Raw genomic sequence first — 24,188 nt, 5'->3', positions numbered from 1 at the left:
CATAAATTATAAGTATCAGGATAATTTTTAAATGGCTACATTACCAAGTCGCTTTCATTTTATTTCCGCAGAAACTGAGGAGGCTATCAAAGCTACCCATAAATTAATTTCCGTTTATGGTCATTCTTCTCTGGAAGAAACTGATATTGTTGTTGCAATCGGTGGTGATGGGACAATGTTACAAACCGTACGAGACGTCATGAACACAGGCAAACCTATTTATGGCATGAATCAAGGTTCTGTAGGATTTCTTATGAATGAATTTCATGAAAAAAAATTGCCCAATCGTATTGCTGCCGCACATAAAAAAGAAATCCATCCCCTGCGCATGATTGCAAAATCTGAATGTCAAGATTCTATCGAGGCGCTTGCAATTAATGAAGTATCCCTCTTTCGGCAATCTTATCAAGCCGCAAAAATTCGCATCACCATTGATAACAACGTACGCATGGAACAATTAAGTTGTGATGGTGTCCTCGTCGCTACACCAGCTGGATCAACCGCCTATAATTTATCAGCACAAGGACCTATCTTACCTCTTATGGCTCCCCTTATGGCCCTCACTCCTGTTAGCCCTTTTCGCCCTCGGCGTTGGCATGGAGCTTTGCTTCCCAATACAGTAACAGTGCGCTTTGATATGCTTGAACCTGACAAACGCCCTGTAAATGCTGCTGCAGATAATATTGAAGTTAAATCTGTCCATTCAGTTACTATTTCAATGGCAACAGAAGTAACAGCTTCAATCCTTTTTGACTCAAATCATTCATGGGATGAGCGCATTTTATCAGAACAATTTCGCTATTAATGATTGTATTATGCGTTTTATGTGTATATGATTGTTATAGTTAATTTTTTGTAAAAACATCTTAACACTTTTAAAGAGTGTAGAATATTGGTTATAATTATCATTTAGATAACGCAGTTAAAATCACAGAGCAGTTGATAAAAAAATGATACCATCTTTAAACAGTTTTGATGATTTAGGTCTTTCCGCAAAGGTTATTAATGCGGTGAAATCAGCGGGGTATACAGCTCCAACACCTATTCAAAGCGAAACAATTCCGCATGTCCTTCAAAGAAAAGACGTTTTAGGAATCGCCCAAACGGGAACAGGTAAAACTGCCTCTTTCGTATTGCCTATGCTCACTCTCCTTGAAAAAGGTCGTGCAAGAGCACGAATGCCCCGTACGCTCATCTTAGAACCAACAAGAGAAATTGCAGCTCAAGTTGAAGAAAATTTCGATAAATACGGAATAAATCATCGTTTAAATGTTGCTCTTTTGATTGGTGGAGTTTCTTTTGAACTCCAAGATCGCAAACTTGAACGGGGAGCTGATGTTCTTATAGCAACACCAGGGCGCCTTCTTGATCATTGCGAGCGCGGTAAACTGCTCCTGATGGGCGTTGAAATCCTTGTGATTGATGAAGCTGATCGCATGTTGGATATGGGCTTTATTCCTGATATTGAACGCATCTGTAAGCTAACTCCTTTTACGCGTCAAACTTTGTTCTTTTCTGCAACAATGGCGCCAGAAATTACAAAACTAACGAAACAATTTTTACATTCTCCTGTATCTGTTGAAGTTACAAAAGCATCCTCAACTGCAACCACAATTACACAGCGGCTTGTCAAATCTGGAAATAAATCATGGGATAAAAGAGCGGTTTTACGAGAGCTTATCCAAAATGAAGGTGCAGAGCTTCAAAATGCAATCATTTTCTGTAATCGAAAGAGAGATATCTCTGAACTTTTTAGATCGCTCATCAAACATAACTTTAATGTAGGGGCACTTCATGGAGATATGGACCAATATTCGCGCATGAACACCCTAGCTGATTTTAAAAATAATAAACTTACACTTCTTGTTGCTTCTGATGTTGCTGCCCGTGGACTCGATATTCCAGCTGTAAGTCATGTATTTAACTATGATGTTCCTACACATGCTGAAGACTATATCCATCGAATTGGTCGTACAGGGCGTGCAAATCGCAGCGGAAAAGCTTTTACAATTGTCACAAAAGCTGATCAAAAATATATCAATGCCATCGAAGAAATGAGTAATGAAAAAATTGAATGGCTCAATGGAGATCTCTCAACTTTAATAGCTGATGATCAAACAGAAGATATTGTTGTAAAGAAAAAATCTTCAAAACCATCAAAGAAAACTGCTCCAAAAGAGCCTGTTGTTCACACTAAAAAATCTGTAGAAGAGAATAAAATAGAATATATCAAAAATGCAAATAATAAGGAGAAGCCATCTGAGCAACAACGCTCACGAAAAAATAAGAATTACACACCCATTGGATTTGGTGATGATATTCCTGCTTTCATGCTTATAAAAACGTGTAAATAAACCCGTTCTTTACTCTCTTTAAGAGTGAAATGAACGAAATACTTTTAAAAAATCCGCTCTTATTTCCTAGAGAGCCTTTCCGTTACCTTTTCACGCCCTAAAAGCTGCAAAATTTTTCCCATTTCAGGTCCATGATCCATGCCCGTAAGTGCCTGACGTAATGGCATAAATAAAGCTTTTCCTTTTCGACCTGTTTTTTCTTTTAATGCTGTTGTCCAAATTTTCCAACTTTCCTCATTCAAAGCACCTTCAGGTAAGAAATCGAGTGATTGGTGCACAAAAGCACGATCCTCTAGTGCTACTGTATCAAAATTCTGTTCATCATGAATGATTTTCCACCAAAAAACAGCATCATTGACTTTATTAATATTGCTTCTTATCGCGTTCCAGAAATATTCCGCCTTATCTCCCTCAATAGAAAGTTTTTTAAGGCGCATTTTTACTTCCTCATAGGTTAACTCATGGACAAGATGACTATTCAAAGCAAGAAGATCAGCAATATCAAATTTTGCAACGGATCTTGACGTATCTTGGAGATTAAAATGCTCTAAAAGCGCAGCTTGATTGGGATAGGGATGCACATTTTGCGATGTCCCAATCAAAACGGCAAGGCATTGAACAGCTATAGATTCAAATCCTTCTTCCCGTAGAGAACGAATAGAAAGATCATTATTACGTTTTGAAAATCCTTTTCCTAAAACTGTCGCCAATAAATTGGTATGAGCAAAAACCGGTAATTCTGCATTAAGAGCTTTAAAAAGAGCAATTTGAGCGCCTGTATTTGTAATATGATCATCCCCACGAATAATATGCGTAATAGCCATATCTACATCATCAACAATAGACGGCAATGTATAAAGATAGGTTCCATCTTCACGAATAAGAACAGGATCTGAAAGAGAAGCTAAATCAATCGTCTGCTTTCCCTTTATTGCATCATTCCAGCAAACTTCTGTTCGCTTTGTGTGTAAAGGATCACTTTCAAAATTAGGAAGAAGAAAACGCCAATGGGGTTTACGACCTTGTGATTCAAAGTTTTTTCTCTCTTCTGTTGTCAACTTCAATGCTGCACGGTCATAAACAGGAGGCAATTTGCGTGAAAGCTGGATTTTACGACGCCGCTCTAATTCCTCTGTTGTCTCATAACAAGGATAAAGAAGACCACGTTGTTTGAGAATTTCTGCCACTTCATCATATCGATTAAATCGCTTGGATTGGTAATAAATTGCATCTGGTTGAATACCAAGCCATTCAAGGTCAACAGCAATAGCATCGATATATTCTTGTTTAGAACGTTCAATATCTGTATCATCATAGCGTAAAATAAATTCTCCCTTATACGCTTGCGCATAAAGCCAGTTGAAAAGCGCAATACGGATATTGCCAATATGAATATAACCTGTTGGAGAGGGAGCAAAACGAACTTTAACCATAAAATAATACTCAATTTTTATCGCGAAAATGATTGACTATGGGATAGCGACGATCGCGTCCGAAATTTTTATAACTGATTTTTACACCAGGCGCAGATTGACGCCTTTTATATTCGGCACCATAAAGAAGCTGTTCAACTTTCGCAACAGTTTCTCGTGAATGTCCACGTTTAACAATATCACAAATACTCATGTCATTTTCTACAAGAGATTGTAATATATCATCTAAAATAGGATAAGGCGGAAGAGAATCTTCATCTTTTTGATTTTCTCGCAGCTCTGCAGAAGGCGCTTTTTCTATAATATTGGATGGAATGACAATCCCTTCTGGTCCTCTTAAATTGTGCAAGTGATTTTTATTGCGCCACTCAGCTAATGCATAAACCTGCATTTTATAAATATCTTTTATAGGATTAAACCCGCCATTCATATCACCATACAGTGTTGCATATCCCACAGCCATTTCTGACTTATTGCCTGTCGTTACCACCATTGAACCGAATTTATTTGAAAGAGCCATTAAAACTGTACCACGTATACGACTTTGAAGATTTTCTTCTGTTATATCAGGGGGTAACCCTAAAAAAAGAGGTGCCATTGTTTCAAGAAAAGCTTCAACAGCTTGCTCAATCGGTATGATTTCATAAAGACACCCTAAAAGTTGTGCACATTCTTTAGCATCTTTTAATGATTCTTGCGAAGTATAATGATAGGGCATCATAATGGTGCGAACCCTCTCAGCACCAAGAGCATCCACCGCCATTGCCGTACACAGGGCTGAATCAATTCCTCCTGAAAGACCAAGAATAACATCCTTAAAGCCGTTTTTATTAACGTAATCTTTCAACCCCAAAACACAAGCTTGATAATCAGCCGCTAATCCATTGAGAAGACTTTCATTAGGACCTGAAATACAGTGCCATCCCGTCGTTGTTTTTTGCCAATGGCTTAAAGCAATATGGCTATCAAAGTGTTTCATTTGAAATATCTTTTTGCCTTGTCCATTCAAGGCAAAAGACCCACCATCAAAAACGAGCTCATCTTGACCACCTACTTGATTAGCGTAGATAATTGGCACTCCAGATTGTAGAGCTTGCGTATGAATAACATCTATACGTTTTAAAGTTTTATTACGATAGTAGGGAGATCCGTTAAGGACAAGAATAATTTCCGCTCCTTTATCTTTAAGCTCTGTACTAAGAGAGGAATCATTCCAAAGATCCTCACAAATGACTATTCCTAATTTGATTCCATGATAGACAATAGGCTGAGGACGTGGACCTGAAGAAAATAAACGCTTTTCATCAAATTCAGCATAATTAGGTAAATCAAACTTCAAACTTTCGGCAATGACTCTCCCTTCATCAAGAACCATGACAGCGTTGTAAATATTACCATTGCGCCTTAATGGAAGACCAATGACAATTCCTGGTCCGCCTACGGTTATCTTTGCTAATTTCTCAACAGTCTCTTCACATGTTTTTGTAAAAGCAGGTTTTAGAACAAGATCTTCCGGCGGATAAGCGCTTATAAAAAGTTCCGTGAATAAAACAAGATCAGCCCCCTCTTCTTTGGCCTTTTGATGCGCCATGACAGCTAAAGAAAAATTCCCCTCTTCATCACCGACAATAGGATTCAATTGGGCAATTGATACCCGAAAATCATTTTTCATAAGCCTTTGTATCATTTCATCAGTTTAGCAACCACAACTTTATTCTTCATCATCGGAAATATCACTTTTTTAAAAATTCTCTTCTGCCATAATGACCTAAAAAAATATTAAGTAAATTTTTGCCTACCCCTCAGCAGCAATTGCTAACGAGTCAGTCGCACGATTTTTTTTAAGGAGTTCAGCAACAAGAAAAGCCAATTCTAACGCTTGATCTGCATTTAGCCGAGGATCACATTGCGTATGATAACGATCAGATAGATCGTCCACAGAAATGGCATGCGCCCCTCCTGTACATTCAGTAACATCACGACCTGTCATCTCAATATGAATGCCCCCTGGATAAGTTCCTTCTCCACGATGCACTGCAAAAAAATTCTCTACTTCTTTTAAAACATAATCAAAGGGACGCGTCTTATAACCATTGGCAGTAATTGTATTGCCATGCATTGGATCACATGACCATATAACCGCACGCTTCTCGCGTTCAACGGCACGGATGAGTTTAGGCAGATAACGTTCAACTTTATCATAACCAAAGCGCGTAATGAGAGTAAGCCGCCCCAACTCGTTTTCAGGATTTAAAATATCAATTAATTTTAAAAGCTCATCAGACTCAATGGAAGGACCACATTTTAATCCTATAGGATTTTTAATGCCGCGACAATATTCAACGTGAGCATGGTCAATCTGACGCGTACGGTCACCAATCCATAACATATGACCAGATGTTGCATACCAATTTCCTGAAGTTGAATCAATCCGAGTCAAAGCCTCTTCATAACCAAGCAACAGTGCTTCATGACTGGTATAAAAAGATGTTTCACGCAATGAAGAATGTGTTTTGGATGTAATCCCTATAGAACGCATAAAATCAATTGCTTCAGAAATACGCTCTGCCAATAATTCATAACGTTCCCCCTGCGGACTGTTAGAAACAAAACTCAACATCCATGTGTGAACATTTTCTAAATTAGCATAGCCACCTTGTGAAAAAGCACGCAATAGATTAAGTGTTGCCGCAGATTGGCGATAAGCCATAGACATCCGTTGCGGATCTGGAATACGAGAACCGGCTTCAAATTCAATGCCATTAATAATATCCCCACGATAAGCAGGAAATTCAACCCCCTCTTTTCTTTCTATATCAGAAGAGCGAGGCTTTGCAAATTGACCAGCAATACGACCAATCTTAACAACCGGTTTAGAACTACCAAAGGTTAAAACAATCGCCATTTGCAAAAATACGCGAAAAAAATCACGGATATTATCAGCTTCATGTTCTGCAAAGCTTTCGGCACAATCACCACCTTGTAATAAAAAAGCTTGGCCTTTCGCAACGGCTGCTAATTCATTTTTTAAATCACGTGCTTCACCGGCAAAAACTAAAGGAGGATAGCTTCTCAGTTTTCGCTCAACATCTTCTAACATAGACTTATCCGGATAAGTCGGAACTTGTTTAATTGGCCTTGTTCTCCAAGTGTCAGGCGCCCATTCTTTTATCATTACACTCTCTCTAAAGATTAAGCTTAAAGATTAGCATCTCAAAAACTTTTTACCATAATATATGCTGTTTAACTTTCTATTTTCTTCCCATTTTCATATATATAACTTGGTTTATACATTGTTACCAATTCTTCTGCCATCGTTGGATGCACTGCCATCGTCTCGTCAAAGATATCCTTCGTCAGCTTACCCTTGAGAGATATCCCTATAAGCTGTGCCATCTCACCAGCATTTTCCCCTAAAATATGAGCGCCCACAACAATACGGCTTTCACCATCAACAATGAGTTTCATAAGCATTTTCTCTGAACTACCAGAAAGAACATTACGCATAGGACGAAAAACTGTACGATAAATTTCAAGACGCTTATAACGCTTTACCGCCTCTTCTTCTGAAAGACCCACCGTTCCAATCTCTGGTTGTGAAAAAACTGCTGTTGTAATTAAATCATAATCAGGTGTTGTGGGAATATTCTCAAATGCTGTCTTAACAAAACACATTGCATCATGAATCGCAACAGGTGTTAATTGAATATGACCTGTTACATCACCAACAGCCCAAATATGGGGGATATTTGTTGTCATTTTCTCATCAACAACAACTGCACCAAATTCATCCACTTGAACACCTGCCCTATCAAGTCTTAAACCCGTTGTATTTGGTACACGCCCCGTAGCCAACATAATCTGATCGGCACTGATTATTTTCCCATTTGATAAAACAACTTCATAACAATTTTCTGCAGCCTGCACTTTAGAAATTGTTATTCCGTAGAGAATAGAAATCCCTTTTTCAATCATTGCATCGCTGAGCAATTGCCGCAAATCATGATCAAAATTACGAAGGATTAAATCACTCCGATGGAGGAGTGTTGTTTTTACACCTAATTCATGAAAAATATTAGCAAATTCAACACCAATATACCCTCCACCAACAATGACTATTGATTTTGGGAGTTGATCAAGGTCAAAAATCTCATTAGAAGTAAGGCAAAATTCACCACCTTCTATGGGAGTATTTTGTGCAAATTTTGCTCCCGTTGCAATCAAAATTTTTTCTGCACTTACCCGCTCACCCGTGGCAGAAAGCTCTAATGTGTGATCATCTATAAAAGTAGCACGACTTTCATAAATATGCACATTGTTATTTTCTAATCCCTTACGATACAGCCCTTCTAACCTTGATATTTCTTTATTTTTAGCTGCAACCAACTTTTCCCAGCTAAAAATTGGATCCGCATATTCCCACCCAAAACCAACACTTTTCTTAAATTCTTTTACATATTGTGATGCATAAACATAAAGTTTTTTGGGAACGCAACCACGAATAACACAAGTGCCCCCTATACGATATTCCTCTGCTATAGCGACCCGCTTGCCAAGACCTCCAGCAAGCCGTGCTGCACGCACTCCACCAGAACCACTTCCAATAACAAATAAATCAAAATCAAAAGAGCCCACGAATTATTCCTTCTTATATAGCTGCAAGAGTAGGCTAAGGTCTTTTATTATCAAATGAAAGTCTTTTTTTCTTTTGAAGAAGCATTTTTTATAAAGCAGTATTCTAAAAAGACCTACTCTCATTAAAATATTAAAAACGGCGGGAAAACCGCCGCTATAAAAAAAATCAGAAATTGCCCATTGTTGTCATGATATCGATCAAGCTATTTTTTATTTTCTGAAGATTCTGATTTTATTGGCATATTTGTAGGCATAGTAGAATTATTCAAATTAAGTGTTTCAGACATCTCTTTTTTCACATTTTCTACAAGATCCCGCATAAGAGCAGTACGCCATATATCAAATGCTGAATAAGAATCACGTGCAATATTGGGAACTTCTGTCAAAAACTTTTTACCGGTATCAGAATTATAAAATGTTGTTATCGCATCAAGCTCTTTTTGAGTAAAATATTTTGCATATACATGAGCAATCTCTTTTTCTAGATCAGAGCGCCTTTTAATTAAAGCAAGCGCCTGCTTATCAACAATATCAGAAATAGCTGTTGCTAAATTCGGATCATCGCTGATCAGTTCATTTTTGAAATCATGGACCGCATTTGGTAAAAAACTATCAAATTGATCCGTTGCATGAATAGCTCTGATTGCCTTTCGCGCTGAATCCAAATGTTGATCACTCACACCTTGTGCATAAACCGTTCCAACATTTACAAAAAAAATAGCAATTACACCAAAATATACGACAAAACGCTGAAAAGAAAATATTATTTTCATTTAATGATTACCCCGATAGCTAATTATAATTTTAATTCGTTATTCTACCTAAAATCTTTAAGACCCTTTATTTACTGTGCTAACATATCATCATGTAAATGCCTTTTCTAAAAATCAAACGGTTCTAAAACTTTTATTTGTCCATCAGCCATAGCGACAATTGCACGTGAAGCCAACCCCAAAAAAAGGCCATGCTCAACAACACCAGGAATAGCAAGAAGTGCATCCGATAATGGTTTTGGTTGCAAAATGCAGCCCCAAAATGCATCAAGAATAAAATGGCCACCATCTGTTTCAAAAGGATCTTTTCCATTCATTCGCAATGAAATTTTCCCAGAAAGCCCTAAATCATCAGCGACTTTTTCAATGGCTCTGCATGTTGTGTGGATACCAAATGGATTAACTTCAATTGGTAGTGCAAAAGCACCAAGTCTTTTTACCACCTTTGTTTCATCCGCAATAACAAGCATTGCACGAGATGCCGATGCTACAATTTTTTCATACAACAATGCTCCCCCTCCCCCTTTAATGAGCATCATCTCAGGACCAATTTCATCTGCTCCGTCAATATCAAGGTCCAGCTCAGGTATTTGTTCTAAAGTGCTAACAGGCACTCCAAACTTATGACAGAGTTGTTCAGAATATCTTGAAGTAGCAACACCAGTCACACGCAAACCATCCGCAACACGCTCACCTAGAAGACGAATAAATTCATTGACTGTCGAACCAGATCCGATACCAAGCCGCATACCATCTTCAACAAACTCAAGCGCTTTAATAGCTGCCATTTTTTTTAACTGCTGAACATTCATGAATGACTTTGCCTTCTATCCGTATAAGCAGCATTTATCACCCCTATTACCACCGATAATAATGATAATAAAAGATAACCTCTTGACGCAATCTATTTAAATTTACCATCATCTTTTGCTTGAAGAGATGTTACCCGTTATAGAAATATATGATAAGAATAAAATAGAATAATCAACAATTATCTTTTTTATTTCTTTGAGAAGATTTGTTAGCATTTTTTTCATTCAATAAGAATTTTTGATTTATCTTGTGCTATCAATAGGATGCACAAAGATGCACATATCAATTTTTTTGAAAAAATTAAAATGATCAGATATAAAAAATCATCTATTTCTAGAAAACTGTAGATTATTATCTCGTTTCAATGACGTTGATAAAATTACCAATCTAAATACCGTAAAATATTATGAGAAAAGTCTTCTGTTATTTTTTGTTTTGCCATTATCCAAATGTGAAGCAAAATATGACCGATTATATGTTTTTATGAATGCTGTCTGTGCATATTCCATGGTCTATGAAACCCTAGAGAAGACCAAATAATATCTCCACCTTTGGTCATCATAACGCTTCCTCGTGATAACAATTGTTGAGGCATAAATATTATTTTTGCCTTCTTGTAACAAGTTGGATTATGCATCACAAATGTCTGAATGATAATATCTGCCTCTACACATTGATCTGTTTCTCTCTGTAAAACGATCACTTTTAATCCATTATCCAATAAAGATGTACATACATGATAATCACAAATAAATTGTCCGTGCAACGAAGGACCATATTTTGTTGGTTTAATCGTTTCATTCACACGAAATGACTTTTTCCATATGGATGTCGTGAACTTAGAAATATGGTAACGATCAATATATAATTTTTTATCATGGATAACGCCCACGAGACGCATATTATCTGCTATAATCAGTTGTACAGGTGAATGCATTACACAAATAGAAATACCTGCCAAAATAAACAAACTAAAAAAGAGCCGGATGGGTGTTTTGCAAAAAGTCAGTCCAACCAAGCCTATACTCAATAAAACTAACGCTGATAACGGCATAAAACCAGGATTCAAATCAGGAGAAATAGCCTTGATAGCATGTGCAATCTTTATTACAAGATCAACTCCAAAACCCATAATTTGAAGAGGAAGCCATTCGAATCCTCCTAACATTGCAAGAACTGCGATTAATCCAAAGGGAATGACAAAAATTGAGATGACAGGCAAAGCAAAAGCATTACTAATAATGCTCAAAGATGCCATATTAGAAAAATGATAAGCAGCATAAATTCCACTTGCACTCCCTGCAACAAAGGAAGAAGCACATGTTGAAAGCATCGATGAGAAAACAAAATTTATCACTCCTCCTCCAACATAAGAGGGAGTTGTTTTTCTTTTACGAAAAAATGATCTTCCACTCCACCAATCAAAAAAAGCGATCAAAGCAGCAGTCGCAGAAAAGGACATTTGAAAGCTAGGACCTAATATTTCATGGGGTGTCATCGCTAGAGTTATCAACCCTGCAATGGAAAAATTACGCATTGTTATAGCAGAGCGATTACACAATATAGCAACCAACATAACAGCAATCATCACAAAACTTCTTTGCGCTGATATTGCTAAGCCCGACAATAACAAATAAAAAGCTGTTATCATAAAAGCAACGATAGCAGCAAATTTTTTACTGGAATAATAGGAAGAAAAAACTGGAAAAAATGCTAAAAAACTACGGATACTCAAAAGAACTATGCCGCTTAACAACGCCATATGTAAACCTGATATTGATAAAATATGAGCTAATCCAGCTGTACGTAATGCTTCATTTGTCTCATTTGAAATACCAGCACGCTGCCCTGTTATGAGGGCAGCTGCAACACTCCCCTTTTCTCCTTCAAGGGCTATATGGATTCTTTGTGTCATCTTCGTGCGTAAATTTTCAATTTTCTGTAGAATGATAGCGAATATTCCATCAGGCTGCGAAACGAATATTTTTCTTGGTTTTTCTAAATAAACGCCTTGTGCTCCAATTCTTTTAAAATAATTATGAAAACTAAAATCGTAGCCTCCTGGACGCACAGGCCCAGAGAATGCACGAATCTTAACTTTTCCATGCAGTCCATCACCAATCGCTAAGCCAGATGGCAAATATCTTGCCGATAAACGAACACGATGAAGACTATGGCGTAATACAGGATTTTCTGTATTCAAAATCTCCAAAACTAAACGAAATCCTCCTTTGGCACCTGACTCAATAGAAACAATTCTTCCCGTCAATGTAGTGACAATGTCACTGCTTAGCATGGGTGTTGCAATACGCCACGTTTCTATTTTTGCCGCTAAAGCACCCAATATAATACAAAACAGAAACCCCACGGGAATCCATATTTTTCGATAAAAACGTGCAACATAGAATATTCCCAGAAAAATACTGACCAACGCCCCCAATTGTCCCCAACTTGGTTCCCACTCTAAATGAAAATAGAAAATGATTCCTAGGGCAAAAAAGACTAAAATCAGCGAAAAAAGGATACCAAAAGAAACTTCTTTATTGATACAATCTTCTAACCATTTGCGAAAAAAAATGATTACTTCTTTTAAGAGTGTCAATAAAAAAAGTTTTTGTTGGTTATAGCTACCGTTCTTTGCATCATCATATCTAGAAAAAACACTCTGCCCTATCTGACATGGCTTTTTTCCTTCTGTAACAGATTTTTCGGATAAACCCTCTTTACTTTTATAAAACATCAGTCCCCCACTTTAACTCGCAATACGGCTATTGCACGCCCCATCACTTATGCTAACATGACTTTTCTATAAAATTCCATAAGTAATATCTTAGTTTAAAGGAAAATATTCGTGTCTGTTATTACTCGTTTTGCCCCTTCACCCACTGGCTTCCTTCATATTGGTGGTGCTCGTACTGCTCTTTTTAATTGGCTTTATGCAAAACATACCGGTGGAAAAATGCTTTTACGAATTGAAGATACAGACCGAGAGCGTTCAACAGAAGCAGCTGTAAAAGCCATTATAGATGGCTTGCACTGGATGGGTCTTAGTTACGATGGCGCCCCTATTTCGCAATTCGAACGTGCAGAACGTCACCGCCAAATCGCTGAACAGTTGGTCAAGAATGGTAAAGCATATTATTGTTATGCTTCACCTGAAGAGTTAGCTGAAATGCGTGAAAAAGCCCGTGCAGAAGGGCGCCCACCACGTTATGATGGACGTTGGCGCGACCGTGATAGTTCTGAAGCTCCTAAAGGTGTTAAGCCTGTTATTCGCATCAAAGCCCCTCAAGATGGAGAAACGATTGTACATGATCGCGTTCAAGGTGATGTCCGTTTTCCTAATAAAGATCTCGATGACTTCATTATTTTGCGTTCTGATGGTTCGCCTACCTATATGCATGCTGTTGTCGTTGATGATCATGATATGGGCATCACACATATTATACGTGGTGACGATCATCTTACCAACGCAGCCCGACAAACGATTATCTTTAAAGCAATGGGATGGGACATTCCTGTTATGGCCCATATTCCTCTTATCCATGGTGAAAACGGTGCAAAATTATCAAAGCGACATGGTGCGCTCGGTGTTGATGCCTACCGAACAATGGGATATCTTCCTGCTGCTTTGCGCAATTACCTTGTCCGTTTAGGTTGGAGTCATGGTGATGACGAACTGATGTCACTTAAAGATATGATTTCTTGGTTTGATATTGAGGATATTAACAAAGGTGCTGCTCGTTTTGATCTCAAAAAGCTCGATTCCATCAACGGACACTATATGCGTATGAGTAATGATCAAGAACTTTTTGATGCCGCTCTTAATATTCTACCAGAAACCGATAGGGGAGCACAAATTATTGAAAAACTTGATGAAAAACGCCGTGTTCAATTTTTAAAAGCAATCCCGCATTTGAAAGAACGTTCAAAAACACTGTGCGAACTGATTGACAATGCCTCCTTCATTTTTACGCAACGACCTTTACAACTTGATGAAAAAGCTCAAATGCTCTTAGATAAAAATGGACGAACCATTTTAAACGATCTTTATCTTGCTCTGAAAGCGTGCCCCTCTTGGGATACAAAAACTCTAGATGAAACACTTCGCTCTTTTGTCCAAACACAGAATCTCAAATTTGGATCTATCGCCCAACCACTTCGCGCAGCTCTTACAGGATGTGCAACATCACCAGGTGTTTTGGATATTCTTATTTTATTAGGACGCGATGAATCCCTTCATCGCATCAAGGACCAACTTATCACAACAATATGCCCATGATGTGCACTGAGTATATTTCCTCAAATAAGGATCTATACAGATATCTCAACGCGCCCTAAAAGAGTTTTTTATGTTATATCATTGAAATACATTTCTTATTGAGTAATAATGATCAATAAGGAAATATTTTTAGATTGCATGTACTCACTTTTAGAGGCAATCTACCCTTAATATAAGTAAGAAAAGCTTCAGTTATACATCCCCCACTCTGATGAAGCAGAGTCTTAATTTTTAGAAGTGAAGGATCTGAAAGGAATACCGAATGTCTGAGAATAACGCATATATTATTGTGAATGATAAAAAAGTAGAGCTTCCCTTGCGTAAAGGCACGAGTGGACCTGAAGTCATTGAAATTGCTTCTCTCTACAAAAAAACCGATATTTTTACTTATGATCCTGGTTTTACTTCAACAGCTTCTTGTGAATCAAAAATTACTTATATCGATGGTGATAAAGGTATATTGCTTTATCGTGGTTATCCTATTGATCAATTGGCTGAAAAAGGAGACTTTCTCGAAAGTTGTTATCTTTTACTTTATGGTGAACTCCCAACACAGCAAGAAAAAAATGAATTTGATCGATGTATTATGCAGCATACCATGGTACACGAACAGTTTGCACGCTTCTTCCATGGCTTCCGTCGTGATTCTCATCCTATGGCCGTCATGGTTGCCTGCCTTGGCGCTATGTCTGCGTTCTATCACGACTCTATTGATATTACAGATCCTCACCAGAGAATGATTGCTTCTGTTCGTCTTATCTCAAAAGTTCCAACGCTTGCTGCTATGGCCTATAAATACAGTATCGGACAAGCATTTGTTTATCCACGTAATGATCTTAATTATGCTGCAAATTTCCTCCATATGTGCTTTGCAGTTCCTTGTGAAGAATATAAAACAAACCCTGTGCTTGCTCGGGCGATGGATCAAATCTTTATCCTTCATGCAGATCATGAACAAAATGCTTCTACATCTACGGTACGTCTTGCTGGATCCTCGGGTGCTAATCCGTTTGCCTGTATTGCAGCAGGAGTTGCATGCCTTTGGGGACCAGCACATGGTGGTGCCAATGAAGCATGTCTAAAAATGCTACAAGAAATAGGTTCTATTAAAAGAATTCCTGAATTTATTGCACGTGCAAAAGATAAAAATGATCCTTTCCGCCTTATGGGCTTTGGGCACCGTGTCTATAAAAATTATGATCCACGTGCAAAAATCATGCAAAAAACCTGTCATAAAGTTTTAAAAGAACTCAACATTCAAGATGACCCTCTTCTTGATATTGCAATAGAGCTTGAAAAAATTGCCTTAAGTGATGAATATTTTATTGAGAAAAAGCTTTATCCCAATGTTGATTTCTATTCCGGCATTACATTAAAAGCTCTAGGTTTTCCAACTGAAATGTTTACTGTCCTTTTTGCATTGGCGCGCAGTGTCGGGTGGGTGGCACAATGGAAAGAAATGATTGAAGACCCTGCACAAAAAATTGGTCGTCCTCGACAACTCTACACAGGCTATGCTATGCGTGACTATGTTCCTATAGATGAACGTGCAAATTAAAAAAAGAGATCAATAAAGCTTCAATTTACTGAAGCTTTATTGAGAGTAATCAAAAAACATCCTTTAAGAATTTTTATAAAACGTGATTTTAAAACTCTTTCTACAGAGATAACATCATCATAAAAATTTACTAAAAAATTCTAAGTTTTAGCTCTGTAAAGAAATTGAGAATACTTTTCTGCGAATTAGCCAAACATTTAGCAAAAAGAAATTGAAAATTTTACCTTATAATCCTCATTATCTTTAATAGAAATGTATTCCCTATCATTCCCCCATGTTTAAAAGCCCTATTACATATTAAAATCTAGCAATGTCAGAATTTTTCTTTCTATCTTCTTCAGATAAAATTGCAAAAGGCTTACATTAAGTGCTTTTCTAAGATGCCAAAACTTCTTATCCCTCTTCAAATAGATTCGAATAAAAATACTTTACATTTTGTCCTGTTAAGAGCTGAAATTTTCTTTGTATTTAAGTTAATAGTTTTTCTTTTAAAGATAAATTATTGATTTTTTTAAGTAAAATCATTAAATCATATAATCAATAGAGGTATCCTTCTTTCCTGTATTTTTTATTCCCATACTTGATAAAAAGAAATTATTTTTTGACAATGATATTCAGCATAATGATAGCAAAATGACCACAGATAAATTTTTTACATTGCTCCAAAAGAGCTTACAGATTATAAAAATTCATGATGGTTTCATATTTGCCAGCTTATCTAATAGGAGAACATAATGAAATTATTAGCAGGAGCTCTTATAATAAGCGCGACACTATTTACCCTATCGGCCAATTCTCAAACGCTGAAAATTGCAAGCGATGCTTCTTATCCGCCATTTAGTTATATTGACTCAAATAACGAACTACAAGGGTTTGATATTGATATATCTTATGCTCTTTGCAAAAAAATGAATGTTGAATGTACTATTGTCACACAAGACTTCGAGGGGATGATTCCCGGTCTTCTTGCCAAAAAATACGATGCTATTGTTTCTTCCCTTTCTCCTACAAAAGAGCGCTTACAAAAAATTGATTTTACAGATCCTTACTACAATACAGCACTCGCTGTTATTGTTACCAAAAATTCGGAAATTAAAGAAATCTCAACACAAGCCTTTAGAGGTAAAAACCTTGGTGTACAATCAAATACAACACAAGCTGCATATGCGGAAGATCATTATGCCTCTGAAGGAGTTAATATCAAACTTTATCCTACAGCAGCAGAAGTTAATCGTGATCTTTTAAGCCATCGGCTTGATATCATCATCTTTGATAAATTAAAAGCATTAAATTGGCTTGAAAATGAAGGAAAAGACTGCTGTCTCCTCTTGGGAACTCTAGAAAAAACAAATTTTCCTATTGCAATTGCACTCCGTCAAAATAATAATGATCTTAAAAACAGTTTTAATAAAGCAATAGAAGAAATCCGCGCCGATGGAACCTATGAGAAAATTATGAGAAAATATTTTACTTTCGATATCGATTAGATCTCACTATGAATTAAAATTCAATCTGTATATTTAAGGAGTATCTTTAACTCTTTATTGGACATGCAGGTATAATTGGAAATTCGGCATTTCTATAAGAAAATTTACATTTATCAAAATAATTTTTAATTGTTCCTCAATATTTAAACACTTTATAGAATCTAATGACAACGATAAAGTTGTATTTTTATCGTATCAAAATCTAATTTTTTGATAATAATGCCCAACATAATGATCTAAAATAAGCATCAATAAATTTTTGAATTGCTCCAAAAAAGCTTACAGATTATAAAAACATAATGATTTCATATTTGCCCGCTTATCCAATAGGAGAACATCATGAAATTATTAGCAGGAGCTCTTATAATAAGCGCCGTACTATTCACCCAATTGGCTGATGCGAAAACATTAAAAATTGCGAGTGAAGGCACCTACCCTCCCTTTAGTTATATTGACTCAAATAATAAATTGCAGGGACTTGATATTGATATATCTTATGCACTTTGTAAAAAAATGAATGTTGAGTGTACTATTGTTACACAAGACTTCGAGGGAATGATCCCTGGACTTATTGCAAAAAAATATGATGCTATCATTGCTTCCCTCTCTCTCACACAAGAGCGCTTACAAAAAATTGACTTCACAGATCCTTACTACGATACAGCACTGGCCGTTATCGTTACCAAAGCTTCGGGAATTAAAGAAATCTCGACACAAGACTTTAGAGGTAAAAATCTTGGTGTGCAATCAAATACAACACAAGCTTTCTATGCAGAAGATCATTATGCTTCTAAAGAGGTGAAAATCAAACTCTACCCTTCCACAATAGAAGTGAATCGTGACCTTTTAAATCATCGACTTGATGTGATTATTGTTGATAAATTACAAGCATTAAATTGGCTTAAAAATGAAGGAAAAGATTGCTGTCTCCTCTTGGGAACTCTAGAAGAAACAAGATTTCCTATTGCAATTGCAGTCCGTCAAAATAATAATGAACTTAAAAATAAGTTCAATAAGGCGCTAAAAGAAATCCGTTTGGATGGAACTTATGAAAAAATTATGAGAAAGTATTTTACAGGTGATGTTTATTAAATATCGATATGATATTTAAATGAAACCTACTGGTTATTGCTAAAAAATATTATCGAACTCTTTCATGAGGAACACAGGAATGATTGAAAATTTAGCATTGCTATCATTTAGCAATGGTGGATGGGGAATGGTTATACTTTCCAGTGCAGGAATGACTTTGTCATTGGCATTATGTTGTGGCTTTCTAGGATTTCCTCTAGGACTTCTCAATGCAGTGATGATTCGATCCAATATTAAGATGGCCAAAGCTATGGCACGCCTCTTTTCAACAGTATTCCGTGGGCTACCAGAGCTTTTAACTTTGTTTTTAGTTTACTACGGATTACAAAGCCTTATTCAAAATTTATTTGACTATTTTAATTTTGAAATCATGTTCAGTATCAATGCATTTGTTGCTGGTGTTCTTGCACTTAGTATGGTTCTTGCAGCTTTTTCTTGTGAAGTTTGGCTTGGAGCATTTAATATTTTTGATAAAGGTCAATATGAAGCGGCTAAAGCTTTAGGACTTTCACGGTCAACCACATTTTTTCGTATTGTCTTCCCTCAGCTCATCCGAAATGCCTTGCCAGGACTTTCTAATAATTGGCTTACTTTACTGAAAGATACATCCCTTGTTTCTACCATCGCGCTTGTTGACCTCATGCGACAAACGAATTTAGCTGTCGCTGCTACCAATAAACCCATGCTATTTTATTTTGTAGCATGCTTACTCTATTTGTTATTTTCAGCGGTTTTTACTGCAATCTTACGCCATTTGGAAACATACACTCAAATAGGCTATAAAAAGGTGCTAGGTCAATGATTCCTGAGTGGCTTTATTTCCTTTTTAATCCTGATCTTTTAAGCCATTATGGACCCAAATTTATTAATGGCTTTATTGTTACTGTTGAGCTTGTTTCTATCTCTTGTTCTCTAGGTCTTTTTCTTGGTATGCTTATCGCTTTTGCTCGTCTATCAAAGAATACATTTTTACAATATTTTGCAAATGCTTATGTCTATTTTTTCCGTGGCTCTCCTTTATTAGCTCAACTCTTTCTTTTTTATTATGGGCTTGGTTCAATGAATAGTTTTTGGCAACAGGTGGGACTATGGTGGTTTTTTCAAAACGCGTGGTATTGTTGTCTTTTTATTTTTACACTCAATTCTGCTGCCTATCAATCTGAGATCTTTAAAGGAAGTTTTTTATCCGTAACAACTGGACAGCGTGAAGCATCAAAAGCTTTAGGTTTAAGTAACTCTGTCACATTTTTTAGAGTTATTCTTCCACAAGCAATGATTGTAGCATTACGCCCCCTAGGAAATGAGTTGATTTTAATGATTAAATCCAGTGCTGTTGCCTCACTTATTACTGTTTATGATTTAATGGGAGTTGCTAAACTCACTTATTCACGGACTTTTGATTTTCAAGTTTACGTTTGGGCTGCTCTTATCTATCTCTTTATCGTTGAACTCATTCATCGTTTTATTGTTTTTATCGAACAGCGCCTCACTCGATATTTACGTTAAATAAAATGATCATAAAAAACTTTACCAAACCAAAATGTTGAATTAATCACGTTATTCATCAATGAAAGAATAAAATAAGATGAATTTGAAAAATAATAAATCGATCTCTCCCAATAAAAAACCAGTGATCTCTATTCAAAATCTAAATAAATGGTATGGAAACTTTCAGGTCCTACATGATATCAACTTTAATGTTCAAGCTGGTGAACATATCGTTATTTGTGGACCATCCGGATCAGGAAAATCAACGTTAATTCGTTGTATTAATCAATTAGAACAAGCACAAAAAGGTTCAATCTGTATCCATAACGTTGATATCCATACCGCTCCTATACAACAGCAAAAAAAAGTTCTTCGTAAGATAGGAATGGTCTTTCAGAATTTTAATTTATTTCCCCACATGAGCGTTATACAAAATTGTATTTTAGCACCTATGACCGTTCAAGGGCTTTCCAAACAACAAGCACAAGAACGGGCAATTCGTTACTTAACACATGTTGGTATTGAAAAACACTGTGAAAAATATCCTTTACAACTTTCTGGTGGGCAACAACAACGTGTTGCGATTGCCCGTGCACTTTGTATGGAACCTGAAGTCATGCTTTTTGATGAACCAACCTCTGCTCTTGATCCAGAAAGTGTGGGAGAAGTTTTGGAAGTGATGGCTCGATTGTCCGACACAGGGATCACAATGCTTTGTGTTACCCATGAAATGGGCTTCGCACGTAAAGTCTCAGAAAGAATACTCTTTCTAGAAAATGGAAAAATTGTTGAAGATACAGCCTCTGAAGAATTTTTTACCAATCCTAAAAGCCAACGTGCTTGTAATTTTCTTGCTAAAATTAAATATTAATCATTAAAATATTGCTTTATTTATACAATTTTATTCTTGTTTTTTTAAAAGAGCGATAATTGTTTGTGCGCCAACAACCCCTGATGGTACTTCAGTTTTCATTTTCTGTTCTACCATCTCAAAGGCATCAAGTTGTGCCTGTCGCAATAAAGGATTAGCCAAAAGTTGTTCTACTTGTCTTGCTAACATACCAGGACGGATTAATTCATTCAAATATTCCGAAACAATAGGCTTATCAGCAATAATATTTGGAAGAGCAGCACTCCATAACATCATTTTAGGAAAAATAAATAATTTAGAAAAACGATCAAGTTTATAGCAAAGAACCATAGGAATTTTTGCTAAGGCTAATTCAAGTGAAACAGTTCCATGTGCCGCAAGAGCAACATCTGCTTGTGCAAAAGCACGCCATTTTTCATCTTCACCAACGACAATTTCTATCTTGCTTTTCCAGCCTTGCACAAAATCACGGATTCTATCTACCAAATGAGGTAAGGTTGGTAAAATAATACGTAAATGAGGAATACGTTGTACAAGAATCTCTACTGTTTCTCGAAAAATAGGCATTAAGGAACGAATTTCTAAATTGCGTGATCCTGGCAAAATAACTAATGTAGGCGATGATATTTGTGTATCGATCAAATTTCTTTGTTCTAATTGGCTTTTTTTTTCTGACTGAACTCTCAAAAGGGGAGGATATGTCAAAAGACGATGTCCAACATAGGTCGTGGCAGGACCTCCCAAATCTTGCATAATCTTTTCTTCAAAAGGAAAAACCGCTAAAACATGATCAACAAATCCACGCATAGCTTTTGCACGCTCTGGCCTCCATGCCCAAACGGTTGGTGCAATATATTTAATGATAGGAATAGAAGGCGCTAAAGCACGTACCTTTTTTGCAATACGATGTGTAAAATCAGGACTATCAATAATAATTAAACAATCAGGTTGTTCTTGTGCAATAAATTTGGATAAATTGCGAATATGTAGCAACAACAATGGTAGTTTTTTCAATACTTCCTTTAAACCTATTAAAGCAATATCATGGGAATCAAAAAAGCTTTTTAAACCTAATGCCTTTAAATGCCTCCCCCCAACACCAATCAAATGAATATTGCATCCTATCTGTTGTGATAAACAAGTAATTAAATCGGCCCCAAGTAAATCACCAGATTCCTCACCTGAAACCACAGCAATCTTTAAGAAACAATTATTCATGACCAAACCTTTCAAATGTCTCTATAAATAGAGAATATTTGTTGGCTTTTTCTATTGTTGTTTTCACCGATAATATTAGACTTCTATTTGCCTCCACCGCAACACCAGATAAACCACTCTTTGCAATATTTATTATTGTCGCTGGCCCAATTGATGGCAAATCAACGCGATTATCCTGTTGTGGTTTTGCACATTTTACAAGAATGCCACCTTTAAGGGGAATTTGCCCTCTTTCTCGCATTTCACAAACACGCCACAACATATTATCAGTTCCCTCAGCACCCTCCAGAGCAACCACCCTTCCTTGGACAACGACAACGGCTTGCCCGATATCTAATTGACCTAAAAGCTTTGCTGCTTCTACTGCTAAAAAAATATCTTTTTTCTCTTTTGGAGTAGCGCGCCGTACTGTTAAATTAAATTCTATGGGAGCTAAAAGATCTGGGACTATTTCGTGAGCACCGATAACACAAAAACCGTGTGCTTCAATAACCCGTATAAAAGCTTTTAATAACGCATCGTCTCCCCTCTTCAAAGCTCCGATTAACTTAGGAAGAGCTAAAAATGTTGTCCAGTCCAGTCGCAATTGTTTAAGAAGTGGACGCTTTTTCACACCACCTGCCAAAACAACATTATATACACCAGCCTCTTTTAAAATTTTAACGAGTCGCGCTAACTCTACAATTGATAGCTCGCAATGCTCATAGCGATAAAGAACAGAATCTGCCTCACCATGCAAAAGCACAAGAAAAGGATTTTCTCCATTCTTCTCAAGAGTCTGCGCAACAGTAATCGGTAGAACACCATTTCCTGCTATAATAGCAGTACGGCCGGAAAGAAAACTTCTGGCTCCCCAAATAGGCATTTTTAATCCTTATGTTCTTTTATTTTATCACCTTCAAATTTTGGTGTACAATAAAAACGCTTTCCTTCTTCTTTAATAAAATTAACAACTTCAGAAACAGACTGAGAAGAAGAATAAAAAGAAGCAACATCACTAACACGCTCTTTAAATGGTTTGCTATGATCAAAAAGCATGGCAACTGCATGACGGAGTGCATGAATATCTTGACGCTCAAGTCCTGCACGCTTCATGCCAATAATATTGAGGCCGGCAAGTTTTGCCTGCACACCAACAGCTGTTCCATAAGGTATCAGATCACCAACCAGTGCAGATACGCCGCCGATAAATGCATGATGTCCAACACGAACAAATTGATGAACAGCAGCACCACCACCAATAATCACATAATCACCAACAGTGACATGACCAGCAATCATTGCGTTATTGGCAAATGTTACATGATTGCCTACATAACAATCGTGAGCGATATGCGCATAACAAAAAAATTGGCAATTATCACCAACAACTGTCATTCCTACACTCGAATCGGAACCCCTATGCATTGTTACACCTTCACGAATCGTACAATTCTTACCAATAAAAAGAGTTGTAGCTCCTCCTTTATGTTTATTATTTTGCGGATCTGCCCCCAAAACAGCATGAGAAAATACTTTACTCTTGGCTCCTAATGTTGTCTTTCCCATTATTACAACATGACTTGTCAAACTACATTCATCACCAATAACAGCCTCTGAACTAATATGGCAAAATGGTCCAACGCGTACATTCTCACCAAGCTGCGCTCCCTTCTCCACAAGAGCAGTTGGATGGATTTTCGTACCGGACATTTTTAAATTCCCATCAAATATCGTTTATTCTTCTTCGACAATCATCGCAGCAATTTCTGCTTCAGCGACGCGGACATCTTCTACTTTTGCAACACATGAAAAACGTCTCATACCAGATCTTTTTTTCAAAAGCTGAACATGAATCTTGAGCTGATCACCAGGCATAACCGGCTTACGAAATTTCGCATTATCAACCGTCATAAGGTAAACTAAATTTGTTTGCTTATTGCCTAAATTTAAAAGTGCTATTGCTCCTGCCGTTTGTGCCATAGCTTCTAAAATCAAAACTCCAGGCATAACAGGCTTTGCGGGAAAATGTCCCGTAAAATGTGGCTCATTAATCGTTATATTTTTAATACCAATCGCTTCTTGTTCACCATCAATATCAACGATACGATCAATCAATAAAAATGGATAACGGTGCGGTAATATTGATAATAGTTTTTCAATATCGACAGCCTCTAAGTTTTTAGTTTTTTCACTGCTGATCAT

20 protein-coding genes are annotated in these 24,188 nt (G+C 36.8%); 9 read left to right on the top strand and 11 right to left on the bottom strand.

Translation table 11 applies throughout. The features are described 5' to 3' along the window. The first annotated feature begins 31 nt into the window (after window positions 1-31). Window positions 32-805 (top strand): NAD kinase, encoded by a 774-nt coding sequence (locus tag ACFIKN_RS07020; RefSeq protein WP_273790691.1) that lies wholly within the window; start codon window positions 32-34, stop codon window positions 803-805. A gap of 145 nt (window positions 806-950) precedes the next feature. Next, window positions 951-2,354 (top strand): DEAD/DEAH box helicase, encoded by a 1,404-nt coding sequence (locus ACFIKN_RS07015; RefSeq protein ID WP_375631225.1) that lies wholly within the window; start codon window positions 951-953, stop codon window positions 2,352-2,354. 59 nt (window positions 2,355-2,413) lie between these two features. Here ACFIKN_RS07015 and gltX (ACFIKN_RS07010) read toward each other — a convergent pair whose 3' ends face one another. The 7 genes from gltX (ACFIKN_RS07010) to ACFIKN_RS06980 form a co-directional block, all read right to left on the bottom strand. Next, on the bottom strand, window positions 2,414-3,787 hold the full coding sequence (gltX, locus tag ACFIKN_RS07010) for a glutamate--tRNA ligase (protein WP_273790689.1): 1,374 nt from the start codon (window positions 3,785-3,787) through the stop codon (window positions 2,414-2,416). A 10-nt stretch (window positions 3,788-3,797) separates the two neighbouring features. Beyond that, on the bottom strand, window positions 3,798-5,459 hold the full coding sequence (locus tag ACFIKN_RS07005) for an NAD+ synthase (RefSeq protein ID WP_375658133.1): 1,662 nt from the start codon (window positions 5,457-5,459) through the stop codon (window positions 3,798-3,800). Window positions 5,460-5,582: 123 nt separating this feature from the next. Further along, complete coding sequence (locus ACFIKN_RS07000; RefSeq protein WP_273790687.1) at window positions 5,583-6,962, bottom strand: class II 3-deoxy-7-phosphoheptulonate synthase; 1,380 nt, start codon at window positions 6,960-6,962, stop codon at window positions 5,583-5,585. A gap of 68 nt (window positions 6,963-7,030) precedes the next feature. Then, the gene (gor, locus tag ACFIKN_RS06995; RefSeq protein ID WP_273790686.1) at window positions 7,031-8,422 is read right to left on the bottom strand and encodes a glutathione-disulfide reductase; all 1,392 of its coding nucleotides are present in this window, start codon (window positions 8,420-8,422) and stop codon (window positions 7,031-7,033) included. Window positions 8,423-8,625: 203 nt separating this feature from the next. Beyond that, a complete protein-coding gene (locus ACFIKN_RS06990) occupies window positions 8,626-9,195 on the bottom strand; it encodes a DUF2059 domain-containing protein (protein WP_273790685.1) in 570 nt (189 codons plus the stop codon). Window positions 9,196-9,302: 107 nt separating this feature from the next. After that, on the bottom strand, window positions 9,303-10,007 hold the full coding sequence (gene rpiA, locus ACFIKN_RS06985) for a ribose-5-phosphate isomerase RpiA (RefSeq protein ID WP_273790684.1): 705 nt from the start codon (window positions 10,005-10,007) through the stop codon (window positions 9,303-9,305). Between the two features lie 482 nt (window positions 10,008-10,489). Next, window positions 10,490-12,748 carry a ComEC/Rec2 family competence protein gene (locus tag ACFIKN_RS06980; RefSeq protein WP_375658132.1) on the bottom strand — a complete coding sequence of 753 codons (2,259 nt, stop codon included), beginning with the start codon at window positions 12,746-12,748 and terminating at the stop codon, window positions 10,490-10,492. A gap of 111 nt (window positions 12,749-12,859) precedes the next feature. On the opposite strand from ACFIKN_RS06980, the gene gltX (ACFIKN_RS06975) reads away from it, so the two are divergent. The 7 genes from gltX (ACFIKN_RS06975) to ACFIKN_RS06945 all read left to right on the top strand — a co-directional run bounded on the left by gltX (ACFIKN_RS06975) (window position 12,860) and on the right by ACFIKN_RS06945 (window position 20,786). Then, window positions 12,860-14,290 (top strand): glutamate--tRNA ligase, encoded by a 1,431-nt coding sequence (gene gltX / locus ACFIKN_RS06975; RefSeq protein WP_375658131.1) that lies wholly within the window; start codon window positions 12,860-12,862, stop codon window positions 14,288-14,290. Between the two features lie 262 nt (window positions 14,291-14,552). Further along, window positions 14,553-15,848, top strand: coding sequence for a citrate synthase (gene gltA, locus ACFIKN_RS06970; protein ID WP_273790681.1), 1,296 nt, complete (start codon window positions 14,553-14,555; stop codon window positions 15,846-15,848). 734 nt (window positions 15,849-16,582) lie between these two features. Then, window positions 16,583-17,335 carry a transporter substrate-binding domain-containing protein gene (locus ACFIKN_RS06965; RefSeq protein WP_375631230.1) on the top strand — a complete coding sequence of 251 codons (753 nt, stop codon included), beginning with the start codon at window positions 16,583-16,585 and terminating at the stop codon, window positions 17,333-17,335. A gap of 339 nt (window positions 17,336-17,674) precedes the next feature. Continuing rightward, window positions 17,675-18,427, top strand: a complete 753-nt coding sequence (locus ACFIKN_RS06960; RefSeq protein ID WP_375631231.1) for a transporter substrate-binding domain-containing protein — start codon at window positions 17,675-17,677, stop codon at window positions 18,425-18,427. A gap of 79 nt (window positions 18,428-18,506) precedes the next feature. Continuing rightward, window positions 18,507-19,229 (top strand): ABC transporter permease, encoded by a 723-nt coding sequence (locus tag ACFIKN_RS06955; RefSeq protein ID WP_375658130.1) that lies wholly within the window; start codon window positions 18,507-18,509, stop codon window positions 19,227-19,229. Beyond that, on the top strand, window positions 19,226-19,933 hold the full coding sequence (locus ACFIKN_RS06950) for an ABC transporter permease (RefSeq protein WP_273790677.1): 708 nt from the start codon (window positions 19,226-19,228) through the stop codon (window positions 19,931-19,933). Before ACFIKN_RS06955 ends, ACFIKN_RS06950 begins: the two co-directional genes overlap by 4 nt. A 79-nt stretch (window positions 19,934-20,012) precedes the next feature. Then, window positions 20,013-20,786, top strand: coding sequence for an amino acid ABC transporter ATP-binding protein (locus ACFIKN_RS06945; RefSeq protein ID WP_273790676.1), 774 nt, complete (start codon window positions 20,013-20,015; stop codon window positions 20,784-20,786). Between the two features lie 30 nt (window positions 20,787-20,816). On the opposite strand, the gene lpxB is transcribed toward ACFIKN_RS06945, so the two are convergent. The 4 genes from lpxB to fabZ are packed head-to-tail and all read right to left on the bottom strand — an operon-like array spanning window position 20,817 to window position 24,188. Next, window positions 20,817-22,004 carry a lipid-A-disaccharide synthase gene (lpxB, locus tag ACFIKN_RS06940; protein ID WP_375631233.1) on the bottom strand — a complete coding sequence of 396 codons (1,188 nt, stop codon included), beginning with the start codon at window positions 22,002-22,004 and terminating at the stop codon, window positions 20,817-20,819. Beyond that, window positions 21,997-22,869 (bottom strand): LpxI family protein, encoded by an 873-nt coding sequence (locus tag ACFIKN_RS06935; protein ID WP_273790674.1) that lies wholly within the window; start codon window positions 22,867-22,869, stop codon window positions 21,997-21,999. The genes lpxB and ACFIKN_RS06935 overlap by 8 nt, the downstream gene beginning before the upstream one ends. Before the next feature lie 2 nt (window positions 22,870-22,871). Further along, entirely contained in the window at window positions 22,872-23,696 is an 825-nt protein-coding gene (lpxA, locus tag ACFIKN_RS06930; protein ID WP_273790673.1) for an acyl-ACP--UDP-N-acetylglucosamine O-acyltransferase, read from the bottom strand. 24 nt (window positions 23,697-23,720) lie between these two features. Beyond that, a complete protein-coding gene (gene fabZ / locus ACFIKN_RS06925; protein WP_273790672.1) occupies window positions 23,721-24,188 on the bottom strand; it encodes a 3-hydroxyacyl-ACP dehydratase FabZ in 468 nt (155 codons plus the stop codon).

Origin of the sequence: Bartonella sp. CL436QHHD (genome assembly GCF_042195105.1) — a bacterium.
Lineage (GTDB): Bacteria > Pseudomonadota > Alphaproteobacteria > Rhizobiales > Rhizobiaceae > Bartonella.
The sequence above is the reverse complement of the archived record's forward strand: the minus strand, read 5'-3'. Positions and strand labels throughout refer to the sequence as shown.